Origin of the sequence: Clostridium sp. HCS.1, assembly GCF_047900555.1 — a bacterium.
Lineage (GTDB): Bacteria > Bacillota > Clostridia > Clostridiales > Clostridiaceae > Clostridium.
On record NZ_CP170704.1, the window covers coordinates 642,902 to 668,062 of the forward strand.

Annotated in this window: 19 protein-coding genes; 14 read left to right on the plus strand and 5 right to left on the minus strand. The window is 26.4% G+C overall.

The window, feature by feature from the left end; all coding sequences use genetic code 11:
• Positions 1 to 27: 27 nt before the first annotated feature.
• Both ACFYH6_RS03100 and ACFYH6_RS03105 read right to left on the minus strand, forming a co-directional pair.
• Positions 28 to 1,314: a glycoside hydrolase family 125 protein gene (locus tag ACFYH6_RS03100; RefSeq protein ID WP_416179152.1), complete on the minus strand. Its 1,287-nt coding sequence runs from the start codon at positions 1,312 to 1,314 to the stop codon at positions 28 to 30.
• Positions 1,315 to 1,352: 38 nt separating this feature from the next.
• Positions 1,353 to 2,039 carry a DUF624 domain-containing protein gene (locus tag ACFYH6_RS03105; RefSeq protein ID WP_416246472.1) on the minus strand — a complete coding sequence of 229 codons (687 nt, stop codon included), beginning with the start codon at positions 2,037 to 2,039 and terminating at the stop codon, positions 1,353 to 1,355.
• A gap of 197 nt (positions 2,040 to 2,236) precedes the next feature.
• Between ACFYH6_RS03105 and ACFYH6_RS03110 the strand changes: the two genes are divergently transcribed.
• The 10 genes from ACFYH6_RS03110 (at position 2,237) to ACFYH6_RS03155 (ending at position 16,623) form a co-directional block, all read left to right on the plus strand.
• On the plus strand, positions 2,237 to 3,967 hold the full coding sequence (locus ACFYH6_RS03110) for a sensor histidine kinase (RefSeq protein WP_416179151.1): 1,731 nt from the start codon (positions 2,237 to 2,239) through the stop codon (positions 3,965 to 3,967).
• Between the two features lie 3 nt (positions 3,968 to 3,970).
• Complete coding sequence (locus ACFYH6_RS03115) at positions 3,971 to 5,494, plus strand: response regulator (protein ID WP_416179150.1); 1,524 nt, start codon at positions 3,971 to 3,973, stop codon at positions 5,492 to 5,494.
• Positions 5,495 to 5,788: 294 nt separating this feature from the next.
• Positions 5,789 to 6,748: an ABC transporter permease gene (locus ACFYH6_RS03120; RefSeq protein WP_416179149.1), complete on the plus strand. Its 960-nt coding sequence runs from the start codon at positions 5,789 to 5,791 to the stop codon at positions 6,746 to 6,748.
• A 19-nt stretch (positions 6,749 to 6,767) separates the two neighbouring features.
• Positions 6,768 to 7,754 (plus strand): carbohydrate ABC transporter permease, encoded by a 987-nt coding sequence (locus ACFYH6_RS03125; RefSeq protein ID WP_316342920.1) that lies wholly within the window; start codon positions 6,768 to 6,770, stop codon positions 7,752 to 7,754.
• An 85-nt stretch (positions 7,755 to 7,839) separates the two neighbouring features.
• A complete protein-coding gene (locus ACFYH6_RS03130) occupies positions 7,840 to 10,971 on the plus strand; it encodes an alpha-mannosidase (RefSeq protein WP_416179148.1) in 3,132 nt (1,043 codons plus the stop codon).
• Between the two features lie 131 nt (positions 10,972 to 11,102).
• Positions 11,103 to 12,980 (plus strand): beta-N-acetylhexosaminidase, encoded by a 1,878-nt coding sequence (locus tag ACFYH6_RS03135; RefSeq protein ID WP_416179147.1) that lies wholly within the window; start codon positions 11,103 to 11,105, stop codon positions 12,978 to 12,980.
• A 154-nt stretch (positions 12,981 to 13,134) separates the two neighbouring features.
• Positions 13,135 to 14,127, plus strand: a complete 993-nt coding sequence (mgrA, locus tag ACFYH6_RS03140) for an L-glyceraldehyde 3-phosphate reductase (protein ID WP_416179146.1) — start codon at positions 13,135 to 13,137, stop codon at positions 14,125 to 14,127.
• Between the two features lie 12 nt (positions 14,128 to 14,139).
• Entirely contained in the window at positions 14,140 to 15,132 is a 993-nt protein-coding gene (locus ACFYH6_RS03145; protein WP_416179145.1) for an SGNH/GDSL hydrolase family protein, read from the plus strand.
• A 31-nt stretch (positions 15,133 to 15,163) separates the two neighbouring features.
• Entirely contained in the window at positions 15,164 to 16,057 is an 894-nt protein-coding gene (locus ACFYH6_RS03150; RefSeq protein ID WP_416179144.1) for an ROK family protein, read from the plus strand.
• 362 nt (positions 16,058 to 16,419) lie between these two features.
• Positions 16,420 to 16,623, plus strand: coding sequence for a hypothetical protein (locus ACFYH6_RS03155; protein WP_416179143.1), 204 nt, complete (start codon positions 16,420 to 16,422; stop codon positions 16,621 to 16,623).
• A 110-nt stretch (positions 16,624 to 16,733) separates the two neighbouring features.
• On the opposite strand, the gene ACFYH6_RS03160 is transcribed toward ACFYH6_RS03155, so the two are convergent.
• Together ACFYH6_RS03160 and ACFYH6_RS03165 are read right to left on the minus strand one after the other, a co-directional pair.
• Complete coding sequence (locus ACFYH6_RS03160) at positions 16,734 to 17,264, minus strand: hypothetical protein (RefSeq protein WP_416179142.1); 531 nt, start codon at positions 17,262 to 17,264, stop codon at positions 16,734 to 16,736.
• Positions 17,265 to 17,494: 230 nt separating this feature from the next.
• Complete coding sequence (locus tag ACFYH6_RS03165) at positions 17,495 to 18,193, minus strand: hypothetical protein (RefSeq protein ID WP_416179141.1); 699 nt, start codon at positions 18,191 to 18,193, stop codon at positions 17,495 to 17,497.
• A 450-nt stretch (positions 18,194 to 18,643) separates the two neighbouring features.
• Between ACFYH6_RS03165 and ACFYH6_RS03170 the strand changes: the two genes are divergently transcribed.
• Both ACFYH6_RS03170 and ACFYH6_RS03175 read left to right on the plus strand, forming a co-directional pair.
• Positions 18,644 to 19,210, plus strand: coding sequence for a sigma-70 family RNA polymerase sigma factor (locus tag ACFYH6_RS03170; protein WP_416179140.1), 567 nt, complete (start codon positions 18,644 to 18,646; stop codon positions 19,208 to 19,210).
• On the plus strand, positions 19,203 to 20,192 hold the full coding sequence (locus tag ACFYH6_RS03175; RefSeq protein WP_416179139.1) for a DUF4179 domain-containing protein: 990 nt from the start codon (positions 19,203 to 19,205) through the stop codon (positions 20,190 to 20,192). The genes ACFYH6_RS03170 and ACFYH6_RS03175 overlap by 8 nt, the downstream gene beginning before the upstream one ends.
• Positions 20,193 to 20,551: 359 nt before the next feature.
• Here the strand turns inward: ACFYH6_RS03175 and ACFYH6_RS03180 are convergent, their stop codons facing one another.
• On the minus strand, positions 20,552 to 21,409 hold the full coding sequence (locus ACFYH6_RS03180; protein ID WP_416179138.1) for an AraC family transcriptional regulator: 858 nt from the start codon (positions 21,407 to 21,409) through the stop codon (positions 20,552 to 20,554).
• A 206-nt stretch (positions 21,410 to 21,615) separates the two neighbouring features.
• On the opposite strand from ACFYH6_RS03180, the gene ACFYH6_RS03185 reads away from it, so the two are divergent.
• Complete coding sequence (locus tag ACFYH6_RS03185; protein WP_416179137.1) at positions 21,616 to 23,358, plus strand: ABC transporter ATP-binding protein; 1,743 nt, start codon at positions 21,616 to 21,618, stop codon at positions 23,356 to 23,358.
• Positions 23,359 to 25,128, plus strand: coding sequence for an ABC transporter ATP-binding protein (locus ACFYH6_RS03190; RefSeq protein ID WP_416179136.1), 1,770 nt, complete (start codon positions 23,359 to 23,361; stop codon positions 25,126 to 25,128). It begins immediately after the preceding gene.
• Positions 25,129 to 25,161: the final 33 nt, after the last annotated feature.

A 25,161-nucleotide genomic window follows, 5' to 3' on the forward strand; every position in this document is an offset into this window, starting at 1 on the left:
AGAGTAGCTCCATTTATTATTTTGAAGTTATTTTATTAATTTTTTATATATGAAATCTGCAAATAATGAATTAGACCAAGCAAACCATTCTCTTGTATATTCATTAGGATTGTTGCAGTTAAAACCTTCATGCATATAGTGTGTATTCCCATCAGCATTGATTAAAGTTTTAAGTAATTCATCTATTTCTAACTTGTTATTAGAAGTCAATCCTTGCATGGAAAGTGCTATATGCCATATATATTCTTCAGGAGTATGTGGACTACCTATTCCAGAGGCATATTTACCTTCATAATAATAAGGATTATTTTTACTTAAAATAAATTTACGAGTATTTTGATAAACCTCATCATCTATTGGTTTATATCCTATATATGGTATTGATAAAAGGCTAGGAACATTAGCATCATCCATTAAATTGTAGTTACCAAGGCCATCAGTTTCATAGGCATAAATTTTACCAAAATCCTTATGTTCAACTAAACCGAATTTTTCTATTCCTTCATCTATTTGAACTCTTAGAGATTTAGCTTTAGAACTTAAAGAGTCATCTTTATATATGACCTTAGAAATTTCCTCTATATATGTTAATACAACGCTTGCAAACATATTGGAGGGTATTAAATAACCGTATTTACATGCATCATCACTAGGTCTAAAGCCAGACCAAGTCATCCCTGTGAAAGAAACTGGATTTCCCAAACCTTCCTTAGGTAAAGTATCACTTTCTGGACAGTTTAATCTTTGAAAAGAATAATCAGATTTATCTAAGTGATATTGTTCTGTTTCCCATAAATTAATAATTGTATAAAAAACCTCTTTAATATCCCCATTAAAAAAGCTTATATCATCTGTAGTTTTCCAGTACTTATAAATTAATCTTATGGGAAAACAAAGGGAATCAATTTCATATTTTCTTTCCCAAACCCAGGGGCTATCCTTAGTTATATCATTATCCCATTTTTGCCCATTAGCCTCTCTGTTAAAAGCATTAGCATAGGGGTCAATTTTAATGCACTTAATTTGTCTATTAATTAACCCAATAAATAAATCCTTAAGTATAGGATATTTGTTTACAAAAGGTAAATAATGCTCTACTTGAGAGGTGGAATCTCTAAGCCACATTGAAGGAATATCACCTGTTATAATAAAAGTATCATTCTCCTGATAAAATACAGTTGTATCAATAGTATTTATAAAACAATTTAAAAATAATTTTTTTAGTTTTTCATCTTTGATTGATTTTGAAAGCTCTGTTCCTATTTCTTTTAATGTATCTTTAAAAATATTAAGTTTTTCATTATTATATTTCACTAATATTCCTCCTAAAATATATCATATATTTATTAATCCTAAATATTCTGTTCCTTTGATATACTATCTAGTTCTAGTAATAAGGATTTATTTATAAATAGTAATAAAAAAGATAGTAGACTAGAGATAAATAATACTATTGTACCTGGAGCTACTTCAAATAAAATAAGAGAAAAAATAAACAACAATATATTAGTTATAGTTAATATTGGTCTTGTAAAACATAGAACAAAGGCTGTTCTTAAGGTATCAATGGTTTTCATTTTAAATCTGCTAATAAGTATAGAAATATAAGGGGTAACAGTAGCTAAAATAATAAGAATGGTAGAAAATAAGCAAATTAAGAGTATATTATGCTTGATTAAAGCGAAAAATCTTATATTAAAATAAAGTATAGTTATTAGTGAAAGTTCAATGAACCAGATTAGAAATGATTGCCTGAAATTAAGTTTAATTCCCTTTATGAAATCTTTAATAATGTCTAAATCTTTATTTACCATTATTTTATTCATGCAATAAAGTAATGCAGTAAATGTTGGCATAGTTGGAAGTAAACTTAATAAAAATAAAGGAAAATACTCGAAAATATTACTTATGCCTACAAATGTAAAGAAGAGTATTAAAGGAATATTAAAGATCATAAAAAATAAATTCAATAAGAAAAACCAGAAAACATAATTAAATGAGTCAAAGATTTTTTCAAAATTAAATAAATTATTGAACATAAAAATCCCTCCTTAAATTTTTACTTGTAATAAGTAGTATAGTTTAATGGGTATATAAATTCAATTTTATGGAGGAAAATTACAGTTTTATCTAGAAAAAGTACAATAAAAATATAATTTAGCACCTATGAACAACTTTAAATAGAAATTTTAATATGATTAAATATATATATAAGATATACTGAAAGGGTAGAGATATGGAAATAACAAAGTCAACAGTATATAAAAGATTATTTACCATTAACATATTAGTTACTATTTTTTTAATAACAGCACTTGATTTTTATTTTGTAAATACATTTGTACAGAACAATAAAGAAATGAAATCCTATATTAATGAAAAAATCCTTTACGATATTAATGATGAAATAAATAGGATAAATAATTCTAGTGAGATAATTATAAAGAATATGCATAGTGATTTAAGTGTTGAAGAAGATATACTTAGATTTATGGAAAGGGATACAATTTCTTATGTAACAGATAAGTTAGACAGGCTGGCTGAAAGTTCAAGTAATTACTATAATGGTACTGAAAGATTTGTAAGAAATTCATTTAATTTAAATTATAATTTAGAGGAAATTTCCTTGGTAAGTTACAGTAGAATGGAGGAAAGTTCTTTTAATAGAGAAAATCAAATTAAAGTAATAGATATAAATAAAGATGATATAACAACAGAAGAAAGAACTAAGGGCATTTTATCAGGTAAGAATACACTAAGATTTATAAGGGAAGTAAGAGATCCAATTAATTTAGAAAGTAAAGGATTAATAATCCTTACATATAACTTAAATAATGTAAAAGATATAGTGAAAAAATATAACAATGATCATCAAGTGATGGTTTTAGATAGTGACGGATATATTATATACAAATCTGATGGTGAATATAATTATGAAAAATATAAATATTATGATGAAATATTAAATAGCCAGGGTGAGGTAAATTTAGATAAGAAATACTATATAAATAAAATTATGAATCCTTCAAAAATAATTTCTGTATCTAAGATGGAAAAGAGAGAGGTTAATAAAATATCTCCAGGATTAATTAAATCTATATTTTTTGTGGATATTTTACTTCTAATGATTTCCTTATCTATTTTATATATTAAATTAAAACTATTAAGTGATAGAACAGATAACATATTAGTTGCTATGGAAAAAGTGAAGAATGGTAATTTAGATGTAGAAATTCCAATTACATCTGATAATGATGAGATTAATTATATTTCTGAAAACTTTAATATAATGTGTAAGGATTTAAATAAACATATTAAAAAAATATATTTAGCAGAAATTGAACAAAAGAAAGCAGAAATGATAGCTCTACAGAACCAGATTAATCCTCATTTCTTGTACAATACTCTAGAGTCAATAAGAATGAAAGCCATTTGCAATGGAGCTAAGGATGTTGGGAAAATGCTATATAACCTTTCCTTCTTATTTAGAAAGCAAGTAAAGGATAGTTACATAATAACTTTAAAGGATGAATTAGACTATTGTAGAAAGTATATAGAAATATTTCAATTTAGATATTATGATAATTTTAATTTCGAAATAAATTGTCCAGAGGAGCTTGAAAGATATAAAATTGTGAAATTCTCAATACAGCCATTAATAGAGAATTATTTTGTACATGGAATTAGATTTGAAGATGATGATAACCTTTTAAAAATAGATGTAAGTAAAGAAGAAAAGGATATTTTTATAAGGATAATAGATAACGGTAGAGGTATATCTGATGAAAAATTAGAGAAAATAAAGGACAAATTACTAAATAATAAACAGGAGAATGATTCTATAGGAATAGTAAATGTAAATAAAAGAATTGTTAATGAATATGGGGAAGGCTATGGAGTAAATATATTAAGGAATGAAGGGTGTGGAGTAACTTTAATACTAAAAATTTTATGTAAAGAGGTGTAATTTATGTATGATGTTATGTTAGTTGATGATGAAAAATTAATTACTCAAGGACTGATGAATATTATTGATTGGGAAAACCTCGGATTAAAGGTAAGAGAAATAGCACATAATGGAGAAGAAGCCTTAAATAAATTTAAAAATAGAGCCGTAGATATAATAGTAACAGATATTAATATGCCTAAATTAACAGGACTAGAATTAATTAATGAAATAAAAAAAATAAATTCTAATACTAGATTTACAATTCTTTCAGGATATGATGATTTTACTTATGCAAAAGAGGCAATAAGTTATGGTGTTGAAAGCTATATATTAAAGCCTATAGATGAAGAAGAACTTGAAGAAGCTATGAGTAAGATTGTTGAAGGATTAGATTTAAAAAAGAAGGAAAAAAACATTTTATTAGATAAGAATAAAAAATTAATTCAATATCTAGAAGAAATGATAGATGAAAACTTTATATATAATATGGAAGAGCCCATTTCAATAGATATATACAACAAAATATATACTGTTGCTAATATAAAAATGCTAAGAAAAGAAAATGAAGAAAATAAAGTGTACATTGAAGATATAATAGAAAGAAATACAAATGATAGATTCGATATCCTTTATAAATATGATGATCAAGTTATATTAATAAATTCTTGGGATAAAGATATGTCTAGAAAAGATATTATTAATTATTATGAAAATATTAAGGAGTCTCTTATTAAGGAGTCTAATAATGACATCTTTATAGGTGTAGGAGATACTGCTTTTGATATAAAAGATATAAGAAAAAGCTATAAAGTAGCTAGTGAATTTAAAAAATATATATTAACAGAAGGGGTTAATACATGTATATATAAAGAGAAAATTAGAGATATAAAAGAAAATAATAAGAGCTTTAAGGATGAAATAGATTATATTAACAAGTTAATTATAGAAAAAGATAAAAAGTCTTTAAGAAAGTATATATCAGAAATACTGGGGAATAAAAATTTAACACCTAAAAATATTTATGACTTTTCAATAAGAGTAATAGTATTGATTGATCAGATATCAGATGAATTTAATATTGAAAAAAAATATGGCGAAGATGGTCTAAGCAATACAATAATAGAGTTATGTAATGAAAGTACTAGAAAAAGTGTTAAAGCCTTTATACTTAGGGAAATAGAAGATCTTATTGAGTCAATGTGTGAAAGCACAATAAAATATAGCCCTGTAGTTCAACAAATAGTACATATAGTAAATGAGAAATATTATGAAGAGCTAAGCTTAAAAACTCTAGCATATCAATATAATGTAAATAGTTCATATTTAGGACAAATTTTTTCAAAGGAAATAGGCTGTTCGTTTTCAGAATATTTAAACAAAGTGAAAAATATTAAGGCAAAGGAGTTAATACTTAATACAAATATGAGGATAAACGATATAGCTAAAGAAGTAGGATATGTTGATACTAGTTATTTCTATAGAAAATTTAAAAAATATTATGGAGTTTGTCCATCAACATTAAGAGAAATGAAGAATTATTCATAAAATAGGATATAAAGTAATGTAAAATGAAAAATTAAGAATGCAAAATTAAGGGAGAATCTCCCTTAGGAGTTTCTAAAATATATATCTTTTTAGTAATTCCTTTGGAATTACATCAATAATTCTACATTTTACATTCTACATTTTTAATTTAGGAGCTGCTTCGGCAGCTCCTTTTCTTAACTTATAAAACTTTAATTTCTTCACTAAATCTAAAGTATTTCAACTTTATGGTAAATTTTAAGTATGATATATTTTAATTAACGCAAGAAGAGTTACAGAAAAGGAGGTTAAGAAATGGCTAAATTTAAGAACTTAGATAAAAAGAAAAATAAATCAACATTAAAAAAGTTAAAAGAAAATAGAGAATTTTTACTATTAACACTGCCAGGAACAGTGTGGTTTTTAATATTTGCATATTTACCAATGATAGGTATAGTAATTGCTTTTAAAAATTGGAGAATTAGTGGTGGATTTATAGAAAGCTTGATAAAAAGCCAATGGGTAGGACTTAGTAATTTTAAATTTTTATTTAATAGTAGTGATGCATGGCTAATTACAAGAAATACAGTTTTATATAATATAGTTTTTATAGTTTTAGGTATAGTAGTTCCAGTTACATTTGCTATTTTACTTAATGAACTATTAAATAAAAAACTATCTAAGTTTTATCAAAGCTCTATGTTCTTACCTTATTTTTTATCTTGGGTTGTTGTAAGTTATTGTTTATTTGTATTTTTAAGTCCTGAAAAAGGATATATAAATGGTATTATTACAGCTTTAGGTAAAGATAAAATATCTTGGTATACTGAACCTAAGTATTGGACTATAATAATAATATTTATGAGTCAATGGAAGTCAGTAGGTTATGGAACAGTTGTATATTTAGCATCTATATGCGGAATAGACAAGTGCTACTACGAAGCAGCAATGATAGATGGAGCAACTAAGTGGCAACAAATAAAATATATAACTATTCCTTCATTAAAGCCTGTTTTGCTAATAATGTTTATAACAGCAGTAGGTGGAATGTTTAGAGCAGATTTTGGATTATTCTATCAGCTTCCAAAAAATTCAGGAGCCTTATATTCAGTAACTAATGTTATAGATACTTATGTTTATAGAGGATTAATGAACTTAGGTAATATAGGAATGAGTTCAGCAGCAGCATTATATCAATCCTTTGTAGGACTTATTTTAATATTAGTTACTAATGGAATTGTTAGAAAAGTAGATAATGAAAATGCATTTTTCTAAAATAAAGGCGGTGTAGAATATGGAAGAGAGAATTAAAAATATTTCTAATAAGACTAAAGAAGAAGATATAGAAGAAATAGAAGAAGTAAAAGAGGTGGAAGAAGCACCAAACAGATTTAACTCAATATCAAAACCAACCAATACAATTTTAAATATAATGTTTTTAATAATAGCGGCAGTATGTATAGTACCATTTTTATTTGTTTTAATGGTTTCCTTCACTAGTGAGGCATCCTTACAAGTAAATGGATATAGATTTTGGCCAGAAGAGTGGAGCTTAGAAGCTTATAAATATATATTTAAATCAGGAAGCAATATAATTAGAGCCTATGGAATAACTATTATAGTAACTATTACTGGAACAATATTAGGTTTAATTATAATGACAACTTTTGCTTATGCATTATCAAGAAAGAATTTTGCATATAGAAAATTCTTTACTAAGCTAATATTTATCCCAATGTTATTTTCAGGTGGTATGGTTTCATCATATTTAGTAGTAACAAGATTTTTAGGCCTAAAAAATAATATACTGGCTCTTATATTACCTATTTGTGTCAGTTCATTTCACATTATAATTTTAAGAACTTTCTTTAAAACTTCAGTACCTGATGCAATTGTAGAATCTGCAAAAATAGATGGAGCTTCTGAATTTGTATTATTTATGAAAGTAGTACTACCCATATCACTACCAGGAATAGCCACTATAGCTTTATTTTTAACCTTAGGCTTTTGGAATGATTGGTTTAATGCAATGCTTTATATAGATAATAATAGTTTAATACCAGTACAATATCTACTTATAAAGCTAGAAACATCAATGGAATTCTTAATAAACAATTCCAATACTATGGGGGTATCTGCTACTGAAGCAGTAGCAAAAATGCCAAAAGAAACAGTTAAAATGGCAATAGTTGTTATAACTACCATACCTATTATTTTTGCTTATCCATTTTTCCAAAAATATTTTGTAAGTGGATTAACAATTGGAGCAGTAAAAGAATAATTTTTATAAATAAATTAGGTATAAAATCAATAGAAGATTAATTAAGAGTATAAATTAAAATATTAATATTTTTAGGAGAAGAGTTATGTTTTATTTGTTAGAAAGAATTGAAAAGACTTGCAATGAAATAGCTAAAAATATACATAGAAGTGAGATATCTCTTGAAATTTATAAGTATATTGATGGGAATTACAATAACATAAATTTAATAAAGGGAGCTAAAGAAGAGGACTGGAGAGAATTTAGAAGCGGAGATTTATGGGGTGGAAGAGACTGCCATGGATGGTTTAAGTGCTCTATAGAAGTTCCAGAGCATCTTAATGGAAAGGTAATAGCCCTAAACTTCCATACTTTTGATGAAGGATGGGATGCAACAAATCCTCAATTTATGTTATATGTCAATGAAGAAGAAGTACAAGGTCTAGATATGAATCATAGAGAAGTAATTTTGACTCATAATGCTATTGCTGGAACAAGATATGATATAGATTTACAGGCATATGCAGGTATGCTTTCTAATAAAAAAGCTACATTATATGGGAAATTAGTAGAATTAGATTTGAATTCTAGAGAGTTATACTGGAATTTAAAGGTTCCTTTAGATGTATGTAAAGAGTTAGATATAGAGGATAAAAATAGAATAGATATGATAACTATTTTAAATCAAGCTATAAACTTAATTGATTTTAGAAGAGCAAAATCAAAAGAATATGATGAAAGTGTTAAGGTGGCAAATAATTTTCTAAATGAAAAGCTTTATGGAGAAATGTGTGGTCATGAAAATATAATTGCAACTTGTGTAGGACATACACATATAGATGTAGCTTGGCTTTGGACTGTGGCACAAACAAGAGAAAAAGTAGCTAGAAGTTTTGCAACTGTATTAAAGCTAATGGAAGAGTATCCAGAGTATATATTTATGTCATCTCAACCACAGCTTTATAAGATGCTAAAGGAAGATTATCCTCAAATATATGAAAGAGTAAAGAAAAAAATTGAAGAAGGAGTTTGGGAAGCTGAGGGATCTATGTGGCTCGAAGCAGATTGTAATGTTACATCAGGAGAGTCCTTAGTAAGACAAATACTTCATGGAAAAAGATTTTTCAAAGAAGAATTTAACGTAGATAATAAGATATTATGGCTTCCAGATGTTTTTGGATATTCAGCAGCATTACCTCAAATACTTAAGAAATCAGATATAGATTATTTTATGACAACTAAAATAGCTTGGAATCAATTCAATAAAATTCCAAATGATACATTTATGTGGAAGGGTATAGATGGAAGTGAAGTATTAACACATTTTATAACAACTACTACTCCTAGACAGGATAGAGAGTCTCACTTCACAACATACAATGGGCATATTCAGCCAGATGCAATAATGGGAGCATGGAGAAGATATCAAAATAAGAATATAAATAATGATGTATTAGTTTCCTTTGGATGGGGAGATGGTGGCGGTGGTGCTACTATTGAAATGCTTGAAAATGCTAGAAGATTAGCTAAAGGAATACCAGGGGCACCAAAAGTAAAAATGGGTAAATCACTTGATTATTTTAAGAGATTAGAGAAAAAAGTATTAGGAAATAAAACCTTGAAAAAGTGGGTAGGAGAATTATATCTTGAATACCATAGAGGTACCTATACTTCAATGGCAAGAAATAAGAGAGATAATAGGAAATGTGAAAATCTATATACAGCTGCAGAAAAACTTAATTCTCTTTCCTTATTATTAGGTAATGAGTATCCTCAAAATAATATTAATAATTCATGGGAAAAAATATTATTAAATCAATTCCATGATATTATTCCAGGCTCATCTATTAAAGAAGTTTATGATGTTACAGATGTTGAGTATAAGGAATTGCTAGAAAATGTGGATAATCTAATTAAAAATACTATGGATGATATACTTTCTAATATTAATATTAAGGAAAGAAGCCTAGTAGTTTTTAATACTTTAGGTTTCAATAGAAATGATATTGCAACTTTTGAAATACCAAAGGATATAAAAAATCCAGCAATTATTGATGAGAATAATTTTGAAATTCCATGTCAAAAAATAGAGGGAAATAAGGCTATATTTTTTGCTGAAAATATTCCATCCAACGGATATAAATCTTTTAGGATTATAGAAGCAACAAAATCTAACTATGAATTAGTTAAGATTTCTAAGGAAGAAGCAGAAAATAGATTTTTCAAGATTAAATTTGATAGTAAAGGACAAATTATTTCATTTATAAATAAGGAAGCAAATAGAGAAATATTAAAAGAGGGAGCAATAGGTAATGAACTTCAAGCCTTTGAAGATAAACCGATGAGCTTTGATAACTGGGATATAGATATATATTATAAAGAAAAAATGTGGAGAATAGATGATATTCAAAATATTGAAGTTATTGAAGAAGGTCCTGTAAGAAGTACATTAAAGGTTGAAAGAGATTTCTTAGATTCGAAAATAATTCAAAAAATACATATTTATAAAGATGTAGAGAGAATAGATTTTGAAACCTTTATGGATTGGAAGGAAAAAGATATCTTAGTTAAGACAGCTTTCCCAATAGATATTAATGCTAAGGAGGCTACTTATGAAATTCAATATGGGAATGTAACTAGACCAACTCATAATAATACATCTTGGGATGTTGCAGCATTTGAAGTATGTGGCCATAGATGGGCTGATTTATCAGAAGGTGGTTTTGGAGTTTCATTATTAAATGATTGTAAATATGGTCATGATATAAAGGACGGAAATATGAGATTAACATTATTAAAATCAACATGTGATCCAAATCCAGATGCAGATAAGGAAGAACACTTCTTCACATACTCAATATATACTCACACAGGAACATGGAAGGAAGCAAAAACCGTTAATGAAGCCTATGAGTTAAATACACCTTTATTTACAAAAATTACTGAAGCAAATGAAGGAACCTTAGAAGGTAAATTAAGTCTGGCTAGTGTAAATAAAGATAATATAATGATTGAGGTTATAAAAAAGGCGGAAGATAGTGATGATTTAATAATTAGACTATATGAATTCCATAATAAAAAATCAAATGTTGATTTAACCTTCTTTAGGGATATAGAAAAGGCTGTAGAGTGCAATTTATTAGAAAATGATGTGCAAGATGTAAAGATAAATGGAAATACTATTAATTTTATGATTAATCCTTTTGAAATAAAAACATTTAAAGTTAAGCTTAGATAATTAAAGTTATAAGGTAATAATATATCGAGATTTTCATAAATTAAGATATTTTATTACCTTTAATATTAAATAAATCTTATAAAAATAAGGATAAAATATATATTTATTTTAATTAAGTAGGAGGAGTATAAATGAATATAATTCCAGTACCTAGAAGTATAAAATATATTGAGGAAATTTTTAAATTAAAAAGAGAAACTAATATAATCTTAGATTATAACTGTTCTTTTGATGATTTAAATTCTGCAATATTATTGAAAGAGGAAATAAATAAGAGCTTTGGATTCAAAATAAATATAACTAAGGCTTCTAATTATAGTATTTATAATAAGTTTATATTGCTAAGGAAAAGTCTTTCAATGGGAGATGAAGAGTATAAACTAATAATAAAAAAACATAGGATTGAAATAAATGCCTCTAGTGATAAAGGATTATTTTATGGAATTCAGACATTAATACAAATAATAAGAGAATATGGATATAGTTTGCCTGGAGTAATAATTGAGGATAAGCCTTATTTTAATCATAGAGGATTTTATCATGATATTACTAGGGGAAAGGTACCTAAGTTAGAGACATTAATGAAATTAGTAGATAAGGCAGCATTTTATAAGATAAATGAACTTCAATTATATATTGAACATACCTTTGCATTTAAAGGCATGAGCGAAGTTTGGATAGATAAAGACCCACTAACTCCTGAAGAAATACTTTTATTAGATAAATATTGTAGAAAAAGACATGTAGAACTTATACCATCAATAGCAACCTTTGGACATTTATATGAAGTTTTAAAAACTAAATCCTTTAAAAGATTATGCGAATTAGAATTAACAGAAAAAGAAGAGTGTGACTTCTCTTTTATAGATAGGATGGCTCATCATACATTAAATGTAAGTGATGAAGATAGTATAAAATTAATTAGAAACATGTTAGAACAATATATACCATTGTTTTCATCTAATAAATTTAATATATGTTGTGATGAAACCTTTGATTTAGGCAAGGGGAAAAGTCGTAAGGAAGCTGAAAAATTAGGAACTGGGAAGCTTTATGTTGATTTTCTAAATAAAGTTATTTCTATTGTAAAGGAATATGGTAAAGAAGTAATGTTTTGGGGAGATGTAATATTAGGGCATCCAGATTTAATTGATACTATAGATAAAGATGTAATTTGCCTAAATTGGAATTATTGGTGTGGTGTTGAAGAGAAGGATACAAAAACAATTTATGAAAGTGGTAGAAAACAATATGTATGTCCTGGAGTAGCAGGGTGGAATCATTTAATGAATCTAATGGACAATGCCTTTGAGAATATATATAGAATGGTTTCCTATGGAGTGAAATATAAGGCAATAGGAGTTTTAAACACAAATTGGGGAGACTTTGGAAATATTAATTTATTATCTAGTTCTATTCCAGCTATGATATATGGAGCAGCATTATCTTGGAATCCAGAAATAGAAAAAGATTTTAATAAAATGTATGAAGATATATCTGTTTCAGAGTTTCAAGATAATAGTGGAACTTTAGTTACATTGTTATCAGATTTAGGGAAGTATCAGGATTTTACCTGGGAAGATTTAGTTGTATGGAAGGAAAAATTTAATACAAATGAACCTATAAAGGATAACTTAATAAAGAAGATGAAAAAAGCAAATGTCAGTGAACTAAAAGAGAAGCAGGAGAAAGTATATAAAATAAAGGAAAGATTACAATATTTATCTTATGGGATTAAGGACATAGAATCAAAGAAGATAATTCAGGAGTTTATAATTGCAGCTAGAGGAATATTATTAATAAATAAAATAATGGTAGCAATAATAAATAATGAATTATATAAGAATGAGTATAATTTGGGAAATGCTAATTATAAAGAACTAGCTGAAGCCTTTGAAGAATGGTTTTATGATTATTCAAATATATGGAGAGAAACAAATAAGGAAAGTGAATTATATAGGATAAAAGATGTAATTAAATACACTTGTAGTTATTTAAGATATATATAATATGGACAATAAATATATATGTATTTATAATTGTATATAAGGAGATTTAGGATAAAAATAAACTAACTCCATTATATAAAAGAAAAAATTATTGAGAAAAAGAAAAAAATTTAATTATCTACATGATAATAAATATTAATGGGAGGAAAGAATTATGGAAAATATTAAAGAGGATAGATACCACAAGATGAAGTATATAAAGTGTGGGAATAGTGGATTATATCTGCCAAGGGTTGCACTAGGACTATGGCATAACTTTGGGTCAGTAGATCCAATTGAAAATCAAAAGGATATAATTTTTGAAGCCTTTAATAATGGTATAACTCATTTTGATTTAGCTAATAATTATGGACCTATTCCAGGAGCTGCTGAAGAAAACTTTGGAAGAATATTAAATGATAACTTAAAGTCTTATAGAGATGAAATGATTATTTCTACTAAAGCTGGATATGAGATGTGGGCTGGACCTTATGGAAATGGTGGATCAAGAAAGTATTTAATATCAAGCTTAGATCAAAGTTTAAAGAGAATGAATTTAGATTACGTAGATATTTTTTATCATCATAGACCAGACAAGGATACACCGCTTGAAGAAACTATGGGAGCATTAACTGATATAGTTAAGCAAGGAAAAGCCTTATATATAGGATTATCTAATTATCACCCAGAGGAATTAAAGGAAGCATCAAAAATATTAAAAGCAAATGGAACACCATGTCTAATTCATCAATTTAGTTACAGTATGTTTAATAGATGGAGTGAAGAAGAAGGACTACATACTGTTCATAAGGAAGAAGGTATTGGTTCAATAGCCTTTTCACCATTAGCACAAGGACTTCTTACTAATAAGTATCTTCATGGAATTCCAGAAGATTCAAGAGCTAAGAAAGTAAGTAGTAGATTCTTACATGAAAAGGATATAACAGAAGAAAAATTAAATAAAATAAGAAAACTAAATGAATTAGCAGAAGGAAGAGGACAAACTCTAGCAGAAATGGCATTAGCTTGGGTTATAAGAAAAGATATTGTTAATACTGTATTAATTGGAGCAAGTAAGCCAGAACAAATATTAGATAATGTAAAAATAATTGAGAATTTAAATTTCTCAGATGAAGAGTTAAATAAAATAGAGGAAATCTTAAAATAGGGGTAAGATGTAATGATATTATCTAGAAATGAAATAAAGTATTCAGGAAGATTTGATTTTTCTAATGAAGAAAAAATTGAATTTGGCTGGGCTAAGACTTCATTAAGTATAAATTTTATAGGAAATAAGGTTTATGCAGATATGGAATCAGATGGGGAAGATTATTTTTTAGTAGTTTTAGATGGAGAGATTTATAACAATTGCTTTCAAGTTAGAGAAAGAAAACTTTATAAATTAGTAGAAGATATAGAGTATGGTGAGCACACTTTAGAACTAGTTAAGAGAACAGAAGCTTTTGTAGGAACTACAAGCTTTTATGGATTTGAAATTTTTAATGGGGAAATACTAAATCCACCTAAGGAAAAGCCTTTAAAGATAGAGATTTTTGGTGATTCTATAAGCTGTGGCTATGGAAATGAATCAGAAAATGAATTTGCAGAATATAATTCTATTGATGCAAATAGCTATTTATCTTATGGAGCTATAGCTTCAAGAGAACTTAATGCAGAGCTTAACTTAACTAGTTGGTCAGGACTTGGATTAGTGAGAAACTATGATGATTCACCTATGCCATTGCCTGAAAGAATAGAATGGATAACTAATAAAAATACAAATAAGAAATGGGATTTCTCTAGTTATGTTCCTGATATTGTAGTAATTAATTTAGGAACGAATGATTTTAATGAACATCCTCCAACTAAAGAGAGCTTTGTAGATGGTTATAGAATATTAATAGATAGAATTAGAAATTACTATGAAAAAGTAAAGATAATATGCGCTATAGGTCCAGTTATGGAAGGAAAAGCCTTAAATGATATAAGGGATTATGTTAAGAATAATGTAGTTGAACATTACAATTCCATGGGAGATAAGGACATATTTTTCTTAGAGCATAGTCATCAAAAAGAGGAAAATGGATATGGACAAGCATATCATCCAAGTCAAAAAACTCATAATATTATGGCTGATGAATTAGTAGAAAAGATTAAAGAAATTTTACAATAAAAATGAAAATTAATAATTAAGAGGGGTAACTATGGAAGGGTATAAGTTTATAGTAGCAATAGATATTGGGGGAACTAATATTAGAGCAGCTCTATTAGATGAAGAAAGAAACATAGTTCATAAGATTAAAATTAAGAATGAAGTAGAAAAGGGATCAGAATATAATTTAAGTAAAATTACTAATTATATAAATGAACAATGGATGACAAAAGGAATAAGAGGAGTAGGAGTAGGATGCCCAGGCCCCCTAAATATTAAAACAGGAACTATATTAAAGGCTCCTAATTTAAGAGGTTGGGATAATTTCAATGTAAAGAAGTTTATTGAAGATAATACTTCCTTAAAAACAGAAGTTAATAATGATGCTAATGTTGCTGGTCTTGCAGAGGCTAGGATAGGAGCAGCCAAGGACGCTGATAGTGTATTTTATATTACTGTTTCAACAGGAGTTGGAGGAGCATTAATAATAGATAATAAAATTATTAATGGAGCTAATAGCTTTGCAGGGGAAATCTGTAATTTAATTATTAATGAAGATAAATATAGTCATTCTGGATTAGTGCAAGGTGGATTAGAAGGTCAATGCAGTGGACCTAATATTTCAAGAATAGCCAGTGAGAAATTAGCAAGAGTAGTAGATACTCCAGAGGTTTTTGAACTATACAATGAAGATAACCAAGTAGTTAAAAGTATAATTAATGAACTTTGTGAAAATCTATCAAAGGGAATATCTAATATAATTTCAGTTGTAGATCCAGAAGTAATAGTACTTGGAGGCTCTGTTATTTTATTTAATAATAATCTTATTGAAGTAATTAAAGAAAAGGTAAGAGAAAAAGTAATTAATAAAGAAGCTGTAGATATAAGAATTGCAGAAATAGGTGATGATGCAGGTCTTAGAGGAGCAGGGTTTTTAGTGAATTAGGAATGCATAATTGATAATGCATAATTTAAGAAATAACTCAGATAAGCTGAGTTATGAAATCTATAAATTCCAAAGGGATTTAATCATTAATTATTTAATTCTTTCATGCTGATTTTGATTGAGCAAAGAAGCTCTTAATTTTTCATTTTCTAAAACTCCGAAAGGAGTTTTTTTATTTATTCTTTTATTTATTAATTTTTGAATCTATTTAATTTGAATGTTAATAGTTATTTTTTCAATATAGGTATATTATTTTTGTTGTTCATGGAATTATATTCCAAGAAAGTGTATAATAAAATATATATTTTACATAAGTGTATTTTTAAGTGCGTAGGTATTAGAATTAAAAGAAGGGGATAAATATGAATAAAATTTATAAAAATCTTATAAAATCATTTTTATTTGGAATAGTAATTATTTTGGGATTTCTTTTTATGTTCATTGAACTATTTAGATTTAATGGGAAAGATGCAGCACTCGCAATAATAGGATTATCTATTATATCAACTATAATTTACTGTACATATACAATAATTGATACAATAAAAGAATACTGTGGAAAATAAATTATTGATTAATATCCTTAAACTATTACGAACTAAAGACCAGTGATTTTACTGGTCTTTTAAATTAAGCATATATACTATCAACATTTTTTAAAAACAGAGCCTTACTTTTAATTATTAATATTTAATTTTAATTGCTTAATAAATTCTTCTTTTTCTTCTTCACTTTTAAATACATTGGTAGGAATTATTAATTTTTTCTTATATCCTATTTCTTTTAGAGATATTATTATTATATAATCTTCGAGTACATCAATAATAATATCTTTGTTTAACTTTATCTCTAAACTTGTATTATCATATGTTACAGCAATTAAATTATTATCTATATTTAAATATTTTTCTATTGAAAAATACTTTTTACTATTAAATTTTTTTATTGCTTTTCTCTTTATAACATATTTTTTTAATCTAGGTTCTAATTTAATTAGGACATACGGTACAATTATTGTTAGTGCTACAGAATTAGTAAAAAAATATAATATAGTATTTTTTTTATAAGAAGAATATATTCCACTAGAGAAAAGTATTGCAATACAAATAAAGTATAATGGATAAAAATAATATTTAAAAAACCTTAAACTAAAATAATTTAACAAAAATTCAACATCTTCAACTGTATTCTTGTATTTAATTTCCATAAGATCAGCTCCTATATTCAGTATATCATAATAAATTTATTTATTTTTTAATAAATATTTTAAATGCATATAAAGAATTAAAACTTTTAAATTTATCTACATTCTTACTAAAAAAAATATATAACATACAAGTTATTTATTTGACATTATTAATAAAATATATTCTAAATATACTATCTTTTTATATTAATTTACTAACACATAATTATTAATACTTATAATAAAATTTTTTAAATCTTTGGATTGTATATCAGTTTATAATAGCAATTATTATTTTCTATCCTGATTGTTTCATATCTATCATCATCTATCTTATTAAAAAATACTTTATCTCTGTCTATCCTATTATTAATTATATCTTTAATATATTTATCTACTGTATCAAAACTTAATTCACTATTTTCTATTAACAAACTTCTAAATTCATTTAACTTAGATTCTTTAAAATTAAAATTCTCATTTATATTTGTAATTGATGCTTTATAAACTATATGTGAATAAGTAGAATCTTCTTCTACAATACTTAATTCTGAATTTAATATGTCTTCATTAGTAAAGTAACTTACTGTTTCTGCACCAGATAATTGCAACTCTTGTAATAAGGCTGATCTATTAACATAATGACCCATTCTACTAATTCTATGTTGTATTGGTTCTTCGAATATTAATTCTAATGAACTACTTATTGAAAAATCTTTAACTAATCTAATTGACTGAGAATACTCTTTTACTAATGAGTTATTTCTTAATTCTAAATCAATAATACTCTTAGAATTATCATCAATATTAATTTCATTCTTTTTAGCTATAATATTTTTCATATCCTCATTAATTTCATTTCTTTGCTCAGTATTAACTCTGCTTTCAATAATGCTAACAGTATCTGCTTTTTGACATCCAAATAATATTGAGCTTAATACCAAAAGCATTAGAAATTTTCCTATCTTCATACCATTTCGCATTTCCATAAATTTACTTTAGATAAATTATACATATTAATTAGTTTATTTTCAATACAATAGTTTACAAAGTATACCTAAAAACATTCTTTATATATGTAATATAAAATGTTAGGAGGTATAGATGAATAATAAAAAATAAAGTCAAATTGGACTTGAATAAAAAATTACAAATACTAAAAGCTAAGATTTAGAAAATTAAAAGAAATAGGAAAGAATAATTTTTAAACTATTACGAACTAAAAGGACCAATATATCGGTCCTTTTTTTAATATATTATTTTACGATATTATTATACATAACCATATATCATTGAATTAAAAAAAAAATGATTATTTTATATAAATAATAAAATTTTTGAAACATTAATTAGTTTCAAAAAGTCTAATAAGTGAAAGCATCGATGCTAGGGAGGGAAATATGGATAATATTTTAAATGTAAAGGATAATGTAATCACTACTTTTGATGAAAATATGCTTGTAAAAAAAGCTATAAATGGAGATAAGAACTCTTTTATTTACATTTTTAAAAAATATAAAGTTGATTTATATAAAATAGCATATATGTATGTAAAAGATGAAGAAAAGGCTTTAGAAATACTGCAAGAGACAATAGTAAAAGGAGTTTTTAATATTAATAAGCTAAAAAATCCAAGTTACTTTAAAACCTGGATAACTAGAGTATTAATAAACGTAGCTATTGATATGAACAAAATTAATTCTAAAAGGGAACAATTGGGAGAAGAACATAGTGTAATACAACCTATTTCAGGTGTTTCCATAGAAGAAAAAATAGATTTATATAATGCAGTTGATTTGCTTAAAGAAAATTATAAAACTGTAATAATAATGAAGTATTTTAATGATATGAAGATTAAGGATATTTCTGAAATAATGAGTCTTCCTGAAAATACAGTTAAAACATATCTTACTAGAGCAAAAGCTTCATTAAAAAGGATATTAAAGGAGGATTATTTAGATGAATAAAAAAGATTTTAATAATATAAAAATACCTGATAATATAGACGAATTTATAGAAGATTCATTTAACAAAGCATATAAATTGAAAAATAAAAAAAGAACTAAGAAGGTTTCAGCCATAATAGCTGCTGGATTAACTTGTTTTATTATATTAGGTGTCACTAAGCCAACTATTGCAAGTGTAATACCACCATTAGAAAAAGTATTTCAGCATTTGCAGAACAGGATAATTAATGCTGGAAAAGGTGTTAACTATGGAACTATAAATGAAACAATAAAAAATAATGGTGTTGAAGTAACACTAGAAGATATTATATTTGATGGTAAATATCTATATGCATCATATATTGTAAAAAGTGATACTCCTTTTAGAACAAAAGAAATACCAATTAATGAAAGACAACTCTTATATGAGCATAATGAAAAGTTAAGCTTCACAGATGAGAAGCCAGACTCTTCAGGAATATCTGGTCTTGAAGGTATATTTACAGATGATAATACATTTAAAGGTGTAGAAAAATACAATTTAAGCTTATTAAATGCTCCAATACCAGATTCTTTTGAGTTTGAAATATTAATTAACTTATTTAGATGTTTCCCTAACGTCGGTGATGATAGAGCTGAATTGATGAGAGTAGGAGATTGGGGATTTAAAGCTAAAGTAAATAAAGAAGAAAACTTATCTAAGAGTATTGAAATAAATTCTACTAATAATGATGGATATGGTATTGGAGAGGTTATTATTACTCCTTTTGAAGTAAATGTAACAACTTTTCATCAAACTGGAGCAGACCCTGGTTCATATGAGGTAAGAGTTACTGATAAATATGGAAATAGCCTTAATCCAAAAGAAGGAAAATGGGGTGAAACTTCATCTGAAACTATATTTACTAAAATTAATTTGGAAGGTGATGAATTAATAATTAGTATCTACAGCAATTCTTCTAAAGATAAATTACTATTTGAAAAGGAAGTTAATATAAAATGATTTTAGTAATATCAAAAATATAATGAATTTATTTAATTAAAACATTATAAATTATGATTACAATATAGAAAATAGATTTAATATATAACTAACTAAAGCCCAGGAATTTGATATGCTCCCTTTATAGTAGACAGTTAAAATAATAAAACTGTTATTACTATGAAGGGAGTATTTTTTATGGGAAGAAAATCAAAAATATCAGTTGAAATTAAATATAAATTCCAAAGGTATTTATTCCTTTATTCTTTCATTTTTTCATTTCGATTTGCTTCAGCAAAGATATTTTTAATTCTTTCATTTTGCAAAACTCCGAAAGGAGTTTTCACCTTAATTATGCATTACCCATTATGCATTATGCATTATCTTAAGTTGTTTCTTGTTTTGTTTGGAGAAACTCCATAATATTTTTTATAAAGCTTACTGAAATAATAAGGATCATCATACCCCACCATCTTTGCTATAGTTTTTATTGAAAGCTTTGTGTCCTCTAATAATTCCTTTGATTTTGTAAGCCTTATTTGTATTAAATAATTAATAGGGGAATCACCCATTACTTCTTTAAAAATCTTAGATATATAAACAGGACTTAAATACATATTTTTTGAAAGTGTATATAAGGATATATCTTGTACATAATTCTCATTTAAGTATTTAGTTATTCCTTCAACTAATTCTTTTTTCTCACGAGATTTAAAGGAAAATTCATGGGAATCAGAATTAGGAGATTCTTCGTTTATTTCCCTATGTAAAAGGATTAATAATTTCATTACTAGAGCCTTTAACATAAAGGGAGAACTATTATTATAATATTTTTGTTCTTCAACTATTTCTAAGCAAGTCTTTATAATATCATCCTTGTATTTCACAAAGGTTAATACATTTTTATCTCCAACATCAATATAGTCCTTTTTAGAGTTACTAAATAAGTTTAAATTAGTTACTCCAATATGAAGTTCTCTGCATCTAGTATTAGAATCGAAAAGTTCTCTATGATAAACTCCTGGGTTAGATACTAAAACTTGTCCTTTCCTCAAAGTATATTTTTCACCTTCAATTAAATAATCTACTGAGCCAGAAGTTATAAAGGAAAGCTCAACAAAGTCATTATGACAGTGATAATTAGTTTCTGGAGTAGGAATTTCAGGGGAACAAGATCCATCTATTACAAAAAGAATTTGAGGATTATAATTGTCTATGTTTGTATATATTTTACTCATATCGATACCCTTCATAAATGTTACTTTTAAATGTATAATAATATACATTTAAAGTTTAATATAATACATTTTTATTTTCAATAACTTAGCTATAATCTTACATAGAAATAAATAATATAAGAAGAAATATATTATTGATATTTTTAAAAGATACTTAATTATTAAAAATACAAATTATAAATAAACAATATAAAGGAGGCTTGATTATGGATAGCATAAAATGGATATTTAGTTATTTAAAAAAACACAAGTTTAAATATTTCTTTGCATTATTCTTGGTATTAATTACTTCGGCAATTAATATGGTAAATCCATTTATTACTGGTAGAATTATTGATAAGGTTTTTGGCAATGGTGAAACATCATTACTTATTCCTCTTGTTTCAATAATGATATCTATTGTAGCTGTTAAGGGAATTATAACCTTTAGCTATCAAATGATTTTGGAACACATTTCACAAGATGTTCTATTTAAAATAAGAACAGATTTATATGATAAGCTCTTAAATTTAGATGTTAATTTCTATAGTAGAGTAAAGACTGGGGATCTTATGGCAAGAATGACAGGAGACACTGATGCCATAAGACATTTTATTGCTTGGGTTGTTTATAATATTTTATCAGCTATAACAACTTTTAGTTTTGCTATTATTTCAATGATGTATGTAAATTACATTTTAACTTTATTTATGCTTTTAATTGCACCAATGATTGGATTCTTAACTTTTAAAATGAGTAAGGAAATTTCACCAACCTTCTATAATATAAGAGAAGCTTATTCAAGGTTAAATTCAGTGGTTCAAGAAAATATAAGTGGTAATAGAGTGGTAAGAGCCTTTGGAAGAGAAGAGTTTGAAATTAATAAATTCACTAAAGAAAATGAGAATTATAAAAATAGAAACTTGGATACTATAAGAGTTACTAAAAAATATATCCCAAAGCTTGAGTTCTTATCTAATAGCCTTTCTGTAATTATGATTCTAGTTGGTGGAATTTTAGTTTCATTAGGAAAGATAACTTTTGGAGAGCTTATTATTTTTAGTAGCTTACTATGGGCATTAAATAACCCAATGAGAATGTGTGGATATTTAATTAATGATGCTCAAAGATTTATAGCATCTTCAGCTAAAATTATGGAATTACTAAATACAGAAAGTAGCATAATAAATAAGAACAATGTTTATAATGTTAACAAGTTTGAAGGTAATATAGAATTTAAAAATGTAAGTTTAACCTTAGAAGGTAGAAAGGTTATAAATAATATTTCCTTTAAGGTTAAAGCAGGACAAACAGTTGGCTTAGTTGGACATACAGGTTCAGGTAAATCTCTTATAATTAATTTACTTTCAAGATTTTATGATGCCACAGAAGGTGATATTTATATTGATGGAATTAATATAAAGGATATAGACTTGGATATTTTAAGAGGAAATATTGCAACAGCTATGCAAGACATATTCTTATTTTCAGATACAATTAAAGATAATATAGCCTTTAGTAATCCAAAGGCAAGTTTTTCTGAAATAAAGAAGGTTTCTAAAAAGGCACAGGCTCATGATTTTATAAAGAGACTTGATGAAGGTTATGAAACTATAGTAGGGGAAAGAGGAGTAGGACTTTCAGGAGGACAAAAACAAAGAGTGTCATTAGCAAGGGCAATGATGAAAAATGCTACAATCTTTGTACTAGATGATGTAACTTCTGCTGTTGATATGGAAACAGAAAAGAAAATACAATATGAGTTAAAGAATATGAAGGAAAAGAAAACTACATTTATAATTGCCCATAGAATTTCCTCATTAAAGCAAGCTGACTTAATTTTAGTATTAGATAATGGAGAAATAGTAGAAAGAGGCACTCATGAGGAGTTAGTACAAAAGGGTGGATACTATTCAAATATATTTTATACTCAATATGGCAATTTAGATATAAGGATTGGAGGGGTATAAATGGCTAGAAATAAATATGATGTAGATGAAGAATTAGAAACGGGCTTTAATTTAGGCTATTTAAAAAGATTACTAAAATACATGAAACCTTATAAAACTAAAATAACTACTTCAGTTATTTTAATGTTAATTTCAAGTTCACTTGCCTTATTAGGACCAGTAATAATTAAATCAGCATTAGATAACTTTATACCAAATAAGGATATTAAGAATTTAGCATTGATTTCAGTTTTATATATAATGATATTTATAACTATAGCAATAATTATGAAGCATAGAATGTCCACTATGGGAAATGTTGGACAAAATATATTAGTAGATATGAGATATGATTTATTTAAGAATCTACAATTTGTTCCTTTTAATTATTATGATTCAAGACCTCATGGAAAAATATTAGTAAGGGTAGTTAACTATATTAACTCACTTAGTGATATATTATCTAATGGTTTTGTAAATTTAATTGCAGATATGGTTACTTTAGTTTTGGCAATAGTATTTATGTCATTCCTAAGTATAAAGTTAACCTTAGTTACTTTAATTGGTATTCCTATACTTATGATAGTGATGATGTCTATAAAAAATGCACAAAGAAGGGCTTTCCAAAGATTAAGTGCAAAGCAATCAAACTTAAATGCTTATATTCATGAAAGTATAAATGGGGTAAGAGTAACACAATCCTTCTCAAGAAAAAGAGAAAGTATGGATACCTTTAAGGAACTATGCTTTGAAAATAGTGATTCCTGGATGAAGGCAGTTAGATTTAATTTTCTAATTTGGCCAAGTATAGATATTATTTCAGTAACATCAATATCTTTAATTTATATTTTTGGAATCTTAGTATTTAGAGATTCAGTTTCTTTAGGATTAATAGCAGCTTTTATTTCATATGTATGGATATTCTGGGCTCCAATAATGAATATAGGAAATTTCTATAATACCTTAATTAATGCAATGGCTTACTTAGAAAGAATATTTGAAGCTATGGACGAAGAACCAGAGTATGATGCAAGTGATGCTATAGAGCTTAAAGATGTTAATGGTAATGTAGAATTCAAAAATGTGCATTTTGAATATGAAAAAGATATTCCTATTTTAGAAAATATAAATATGAACATTAAAGCTGGTGAAAAAATAGCCTTAGTTGGGCCAACAGGGGCAGGAAAAACCACAATAGTTAATTTGCTTTCAAGATTTTATAGAATAAAGTCTGGAGAAATTCTAGTTGATGGAATAAATATAAATGATGTAACCTTAAAATCTTTAAGAAAAGAAATAGGTGTTATGCTTCAAGATCCCTTTGTTTTCTCTGGAACTATAATGGAAAACATAAGATATGGTAGGTTAGATGCTACTGATGAAGAAGTAATAGAAGCAGCTAAGATAGTTAGAGCAGATGACTTTATAAAGGAATTTAATGATGGATATTACACTAAATTAAATGAGCAAGGAACAGGATTATCAGTGGGACAAAAGCAACTTATATCCTTTGCAAGAGTACTACTATCAAATCCTAGAATACTAATTTTAGATGAAGCAACAGCAAGTATAGATACAGAAACAGAAGCTTTGTTACAAAAAGGAATAGAAGAACTACTAAAGGGAAGAACATCCTTTGTAATAGCCCATAGACTATCAACTATAGTTAACTCAGATAAAATAATGTTTATAGGAGATAAAAACATCCTAGAAGAAGGTACTCATAAAGAGCTACTAAAGAAAGAAGGATTATATTATAATCTATATAAATCACAATATTTAGAGGTATAACCCCCCTATATTCCCCTGGGGAACAGAATAAGG

Bases quoted from the DNA above. Each gene is read 5' to 3' on its own strand.
- ACFYH6_RS03180 (WP_416179138.1), bottom strand. From the start codon at position 21,409: ATGAGTAAAATATATACAAACATAGACAATTATAATCCTCAAATTCTT.
- ACFYH6_RS03105 (WP_416246472.1), bottom strand. From the start codon at position 2,039: ATGTTCAATAATTTATTTAATTTTGAAAAAATCTTTGACTCATTTAAT.
- ACFYH6_RS03110 (WP_416179151.1), top strand. From the start codon at position 2,237: ATGGAAATAACAAAGTCAACAGTATATAAAAGATTATTTACCATTAAC.
- ACFYH6_RS03130 (WP_416179148.1), top strand. From the start codon at position 7,840: ATGTTTTATTTGTTAGAAAGAATTGAAAAGACTTGCAATGAAATAGCT.
- ACFYH6_RS03120 (WP_416179149.1), top strand. From the start codon at position 5,789: ATGGCTAAATTTAAGAACTTAGATAAAAAGAAAAATAAATCAACATTA.
- ACFYH6_RS03115 (WP_416179150.1), top strand. From the start codon at position 3,971: ATGTATGATGTTATGTTAGTTGATGATGAAAAATTAATTACTCAAGGA.
- ACFYH6_RS03165 (WP_416179141.1), bottom strand. From the start codon at position 18,193: ATGCTTTTGGTATTAAGCTCAATATTATTTGGATGTCAAAAAGCAGAT.
- ACFYH6_RS03190 (WP_416179136.1), top strand. From the start codon at position 23,359: ATGGCTAGAAATAAATATGATGTAGATGAAGAATTAGAAACGGGCTTT.
- ACFYH6_RS03135 (WP_416179147.1), top strand. From the start codon at position 11,103: ATGAATATAATTCCAGTACCTAGAAGTATAAAATATATTGAGGAAATT.
- ACFYH6_RS03170 (WP_416179140.1), top strand. From the start codon at position 18,644: ATGGATAATATTTTAAATGTAAAGGATAATGTAATCACTACTTTTGAT.
- ACFYH6_RS03160 (WP_416179142.1), bottom strand. From the start codon at position 17,264: ATGGAAATTAAATACAAGAATACAGTTGAAGATGTTGAATTTTTGTTA.
- ACFYH6_RS03185 (WP_416179137.1), top strand. From the start codon at position 21,616: ATGGATAGCATAAAATGGATATTTAGTTATTTAAAAAAACACAAGTTT.
- ACFYH6_RS03125 (WP_316342920.1), top strand. From the start codon at position 6,768: ATGGAAGAGAGAATTAAAAATATTTCTAATAAGACTAAAGAAGAAGAT.
- ACFYH6_RS03155 (WP_416179143.1), top strand. From the start codon at position 16,420: ATGAATAAAATTTATAAAAATCTTATAAAATCATTTTTATTTGGAATA.
- ACFYH6_RS03145 (WP_416179145.1), top strand. From the start codon at position 14,140: ATGATATTATCTAGAAATGAAATAAAGTATTCAGGAAGATTTGATTTT.
- ACFYH6_RS03175 (WP_416179139.1), top strand. From the start codon at position 19,203: ATGAATAAAAAAGATTTTAATAATATAAAAATACCTGATAATATAGAC.
- ACFYH6_RS03150 (WP_416179144.1), top strand. From the start codon at position 15,164: ATGGAAGGGTATAAGTTTATAGTAGCAATAGATATTGGGGGAACTAAT.
- mgrA (WP_416179146.1), top strand. From the start codon at position 13,135: ATGGAAAATATTAAAGAGGATAGATACCACAAGATGAAGTATATAAAG.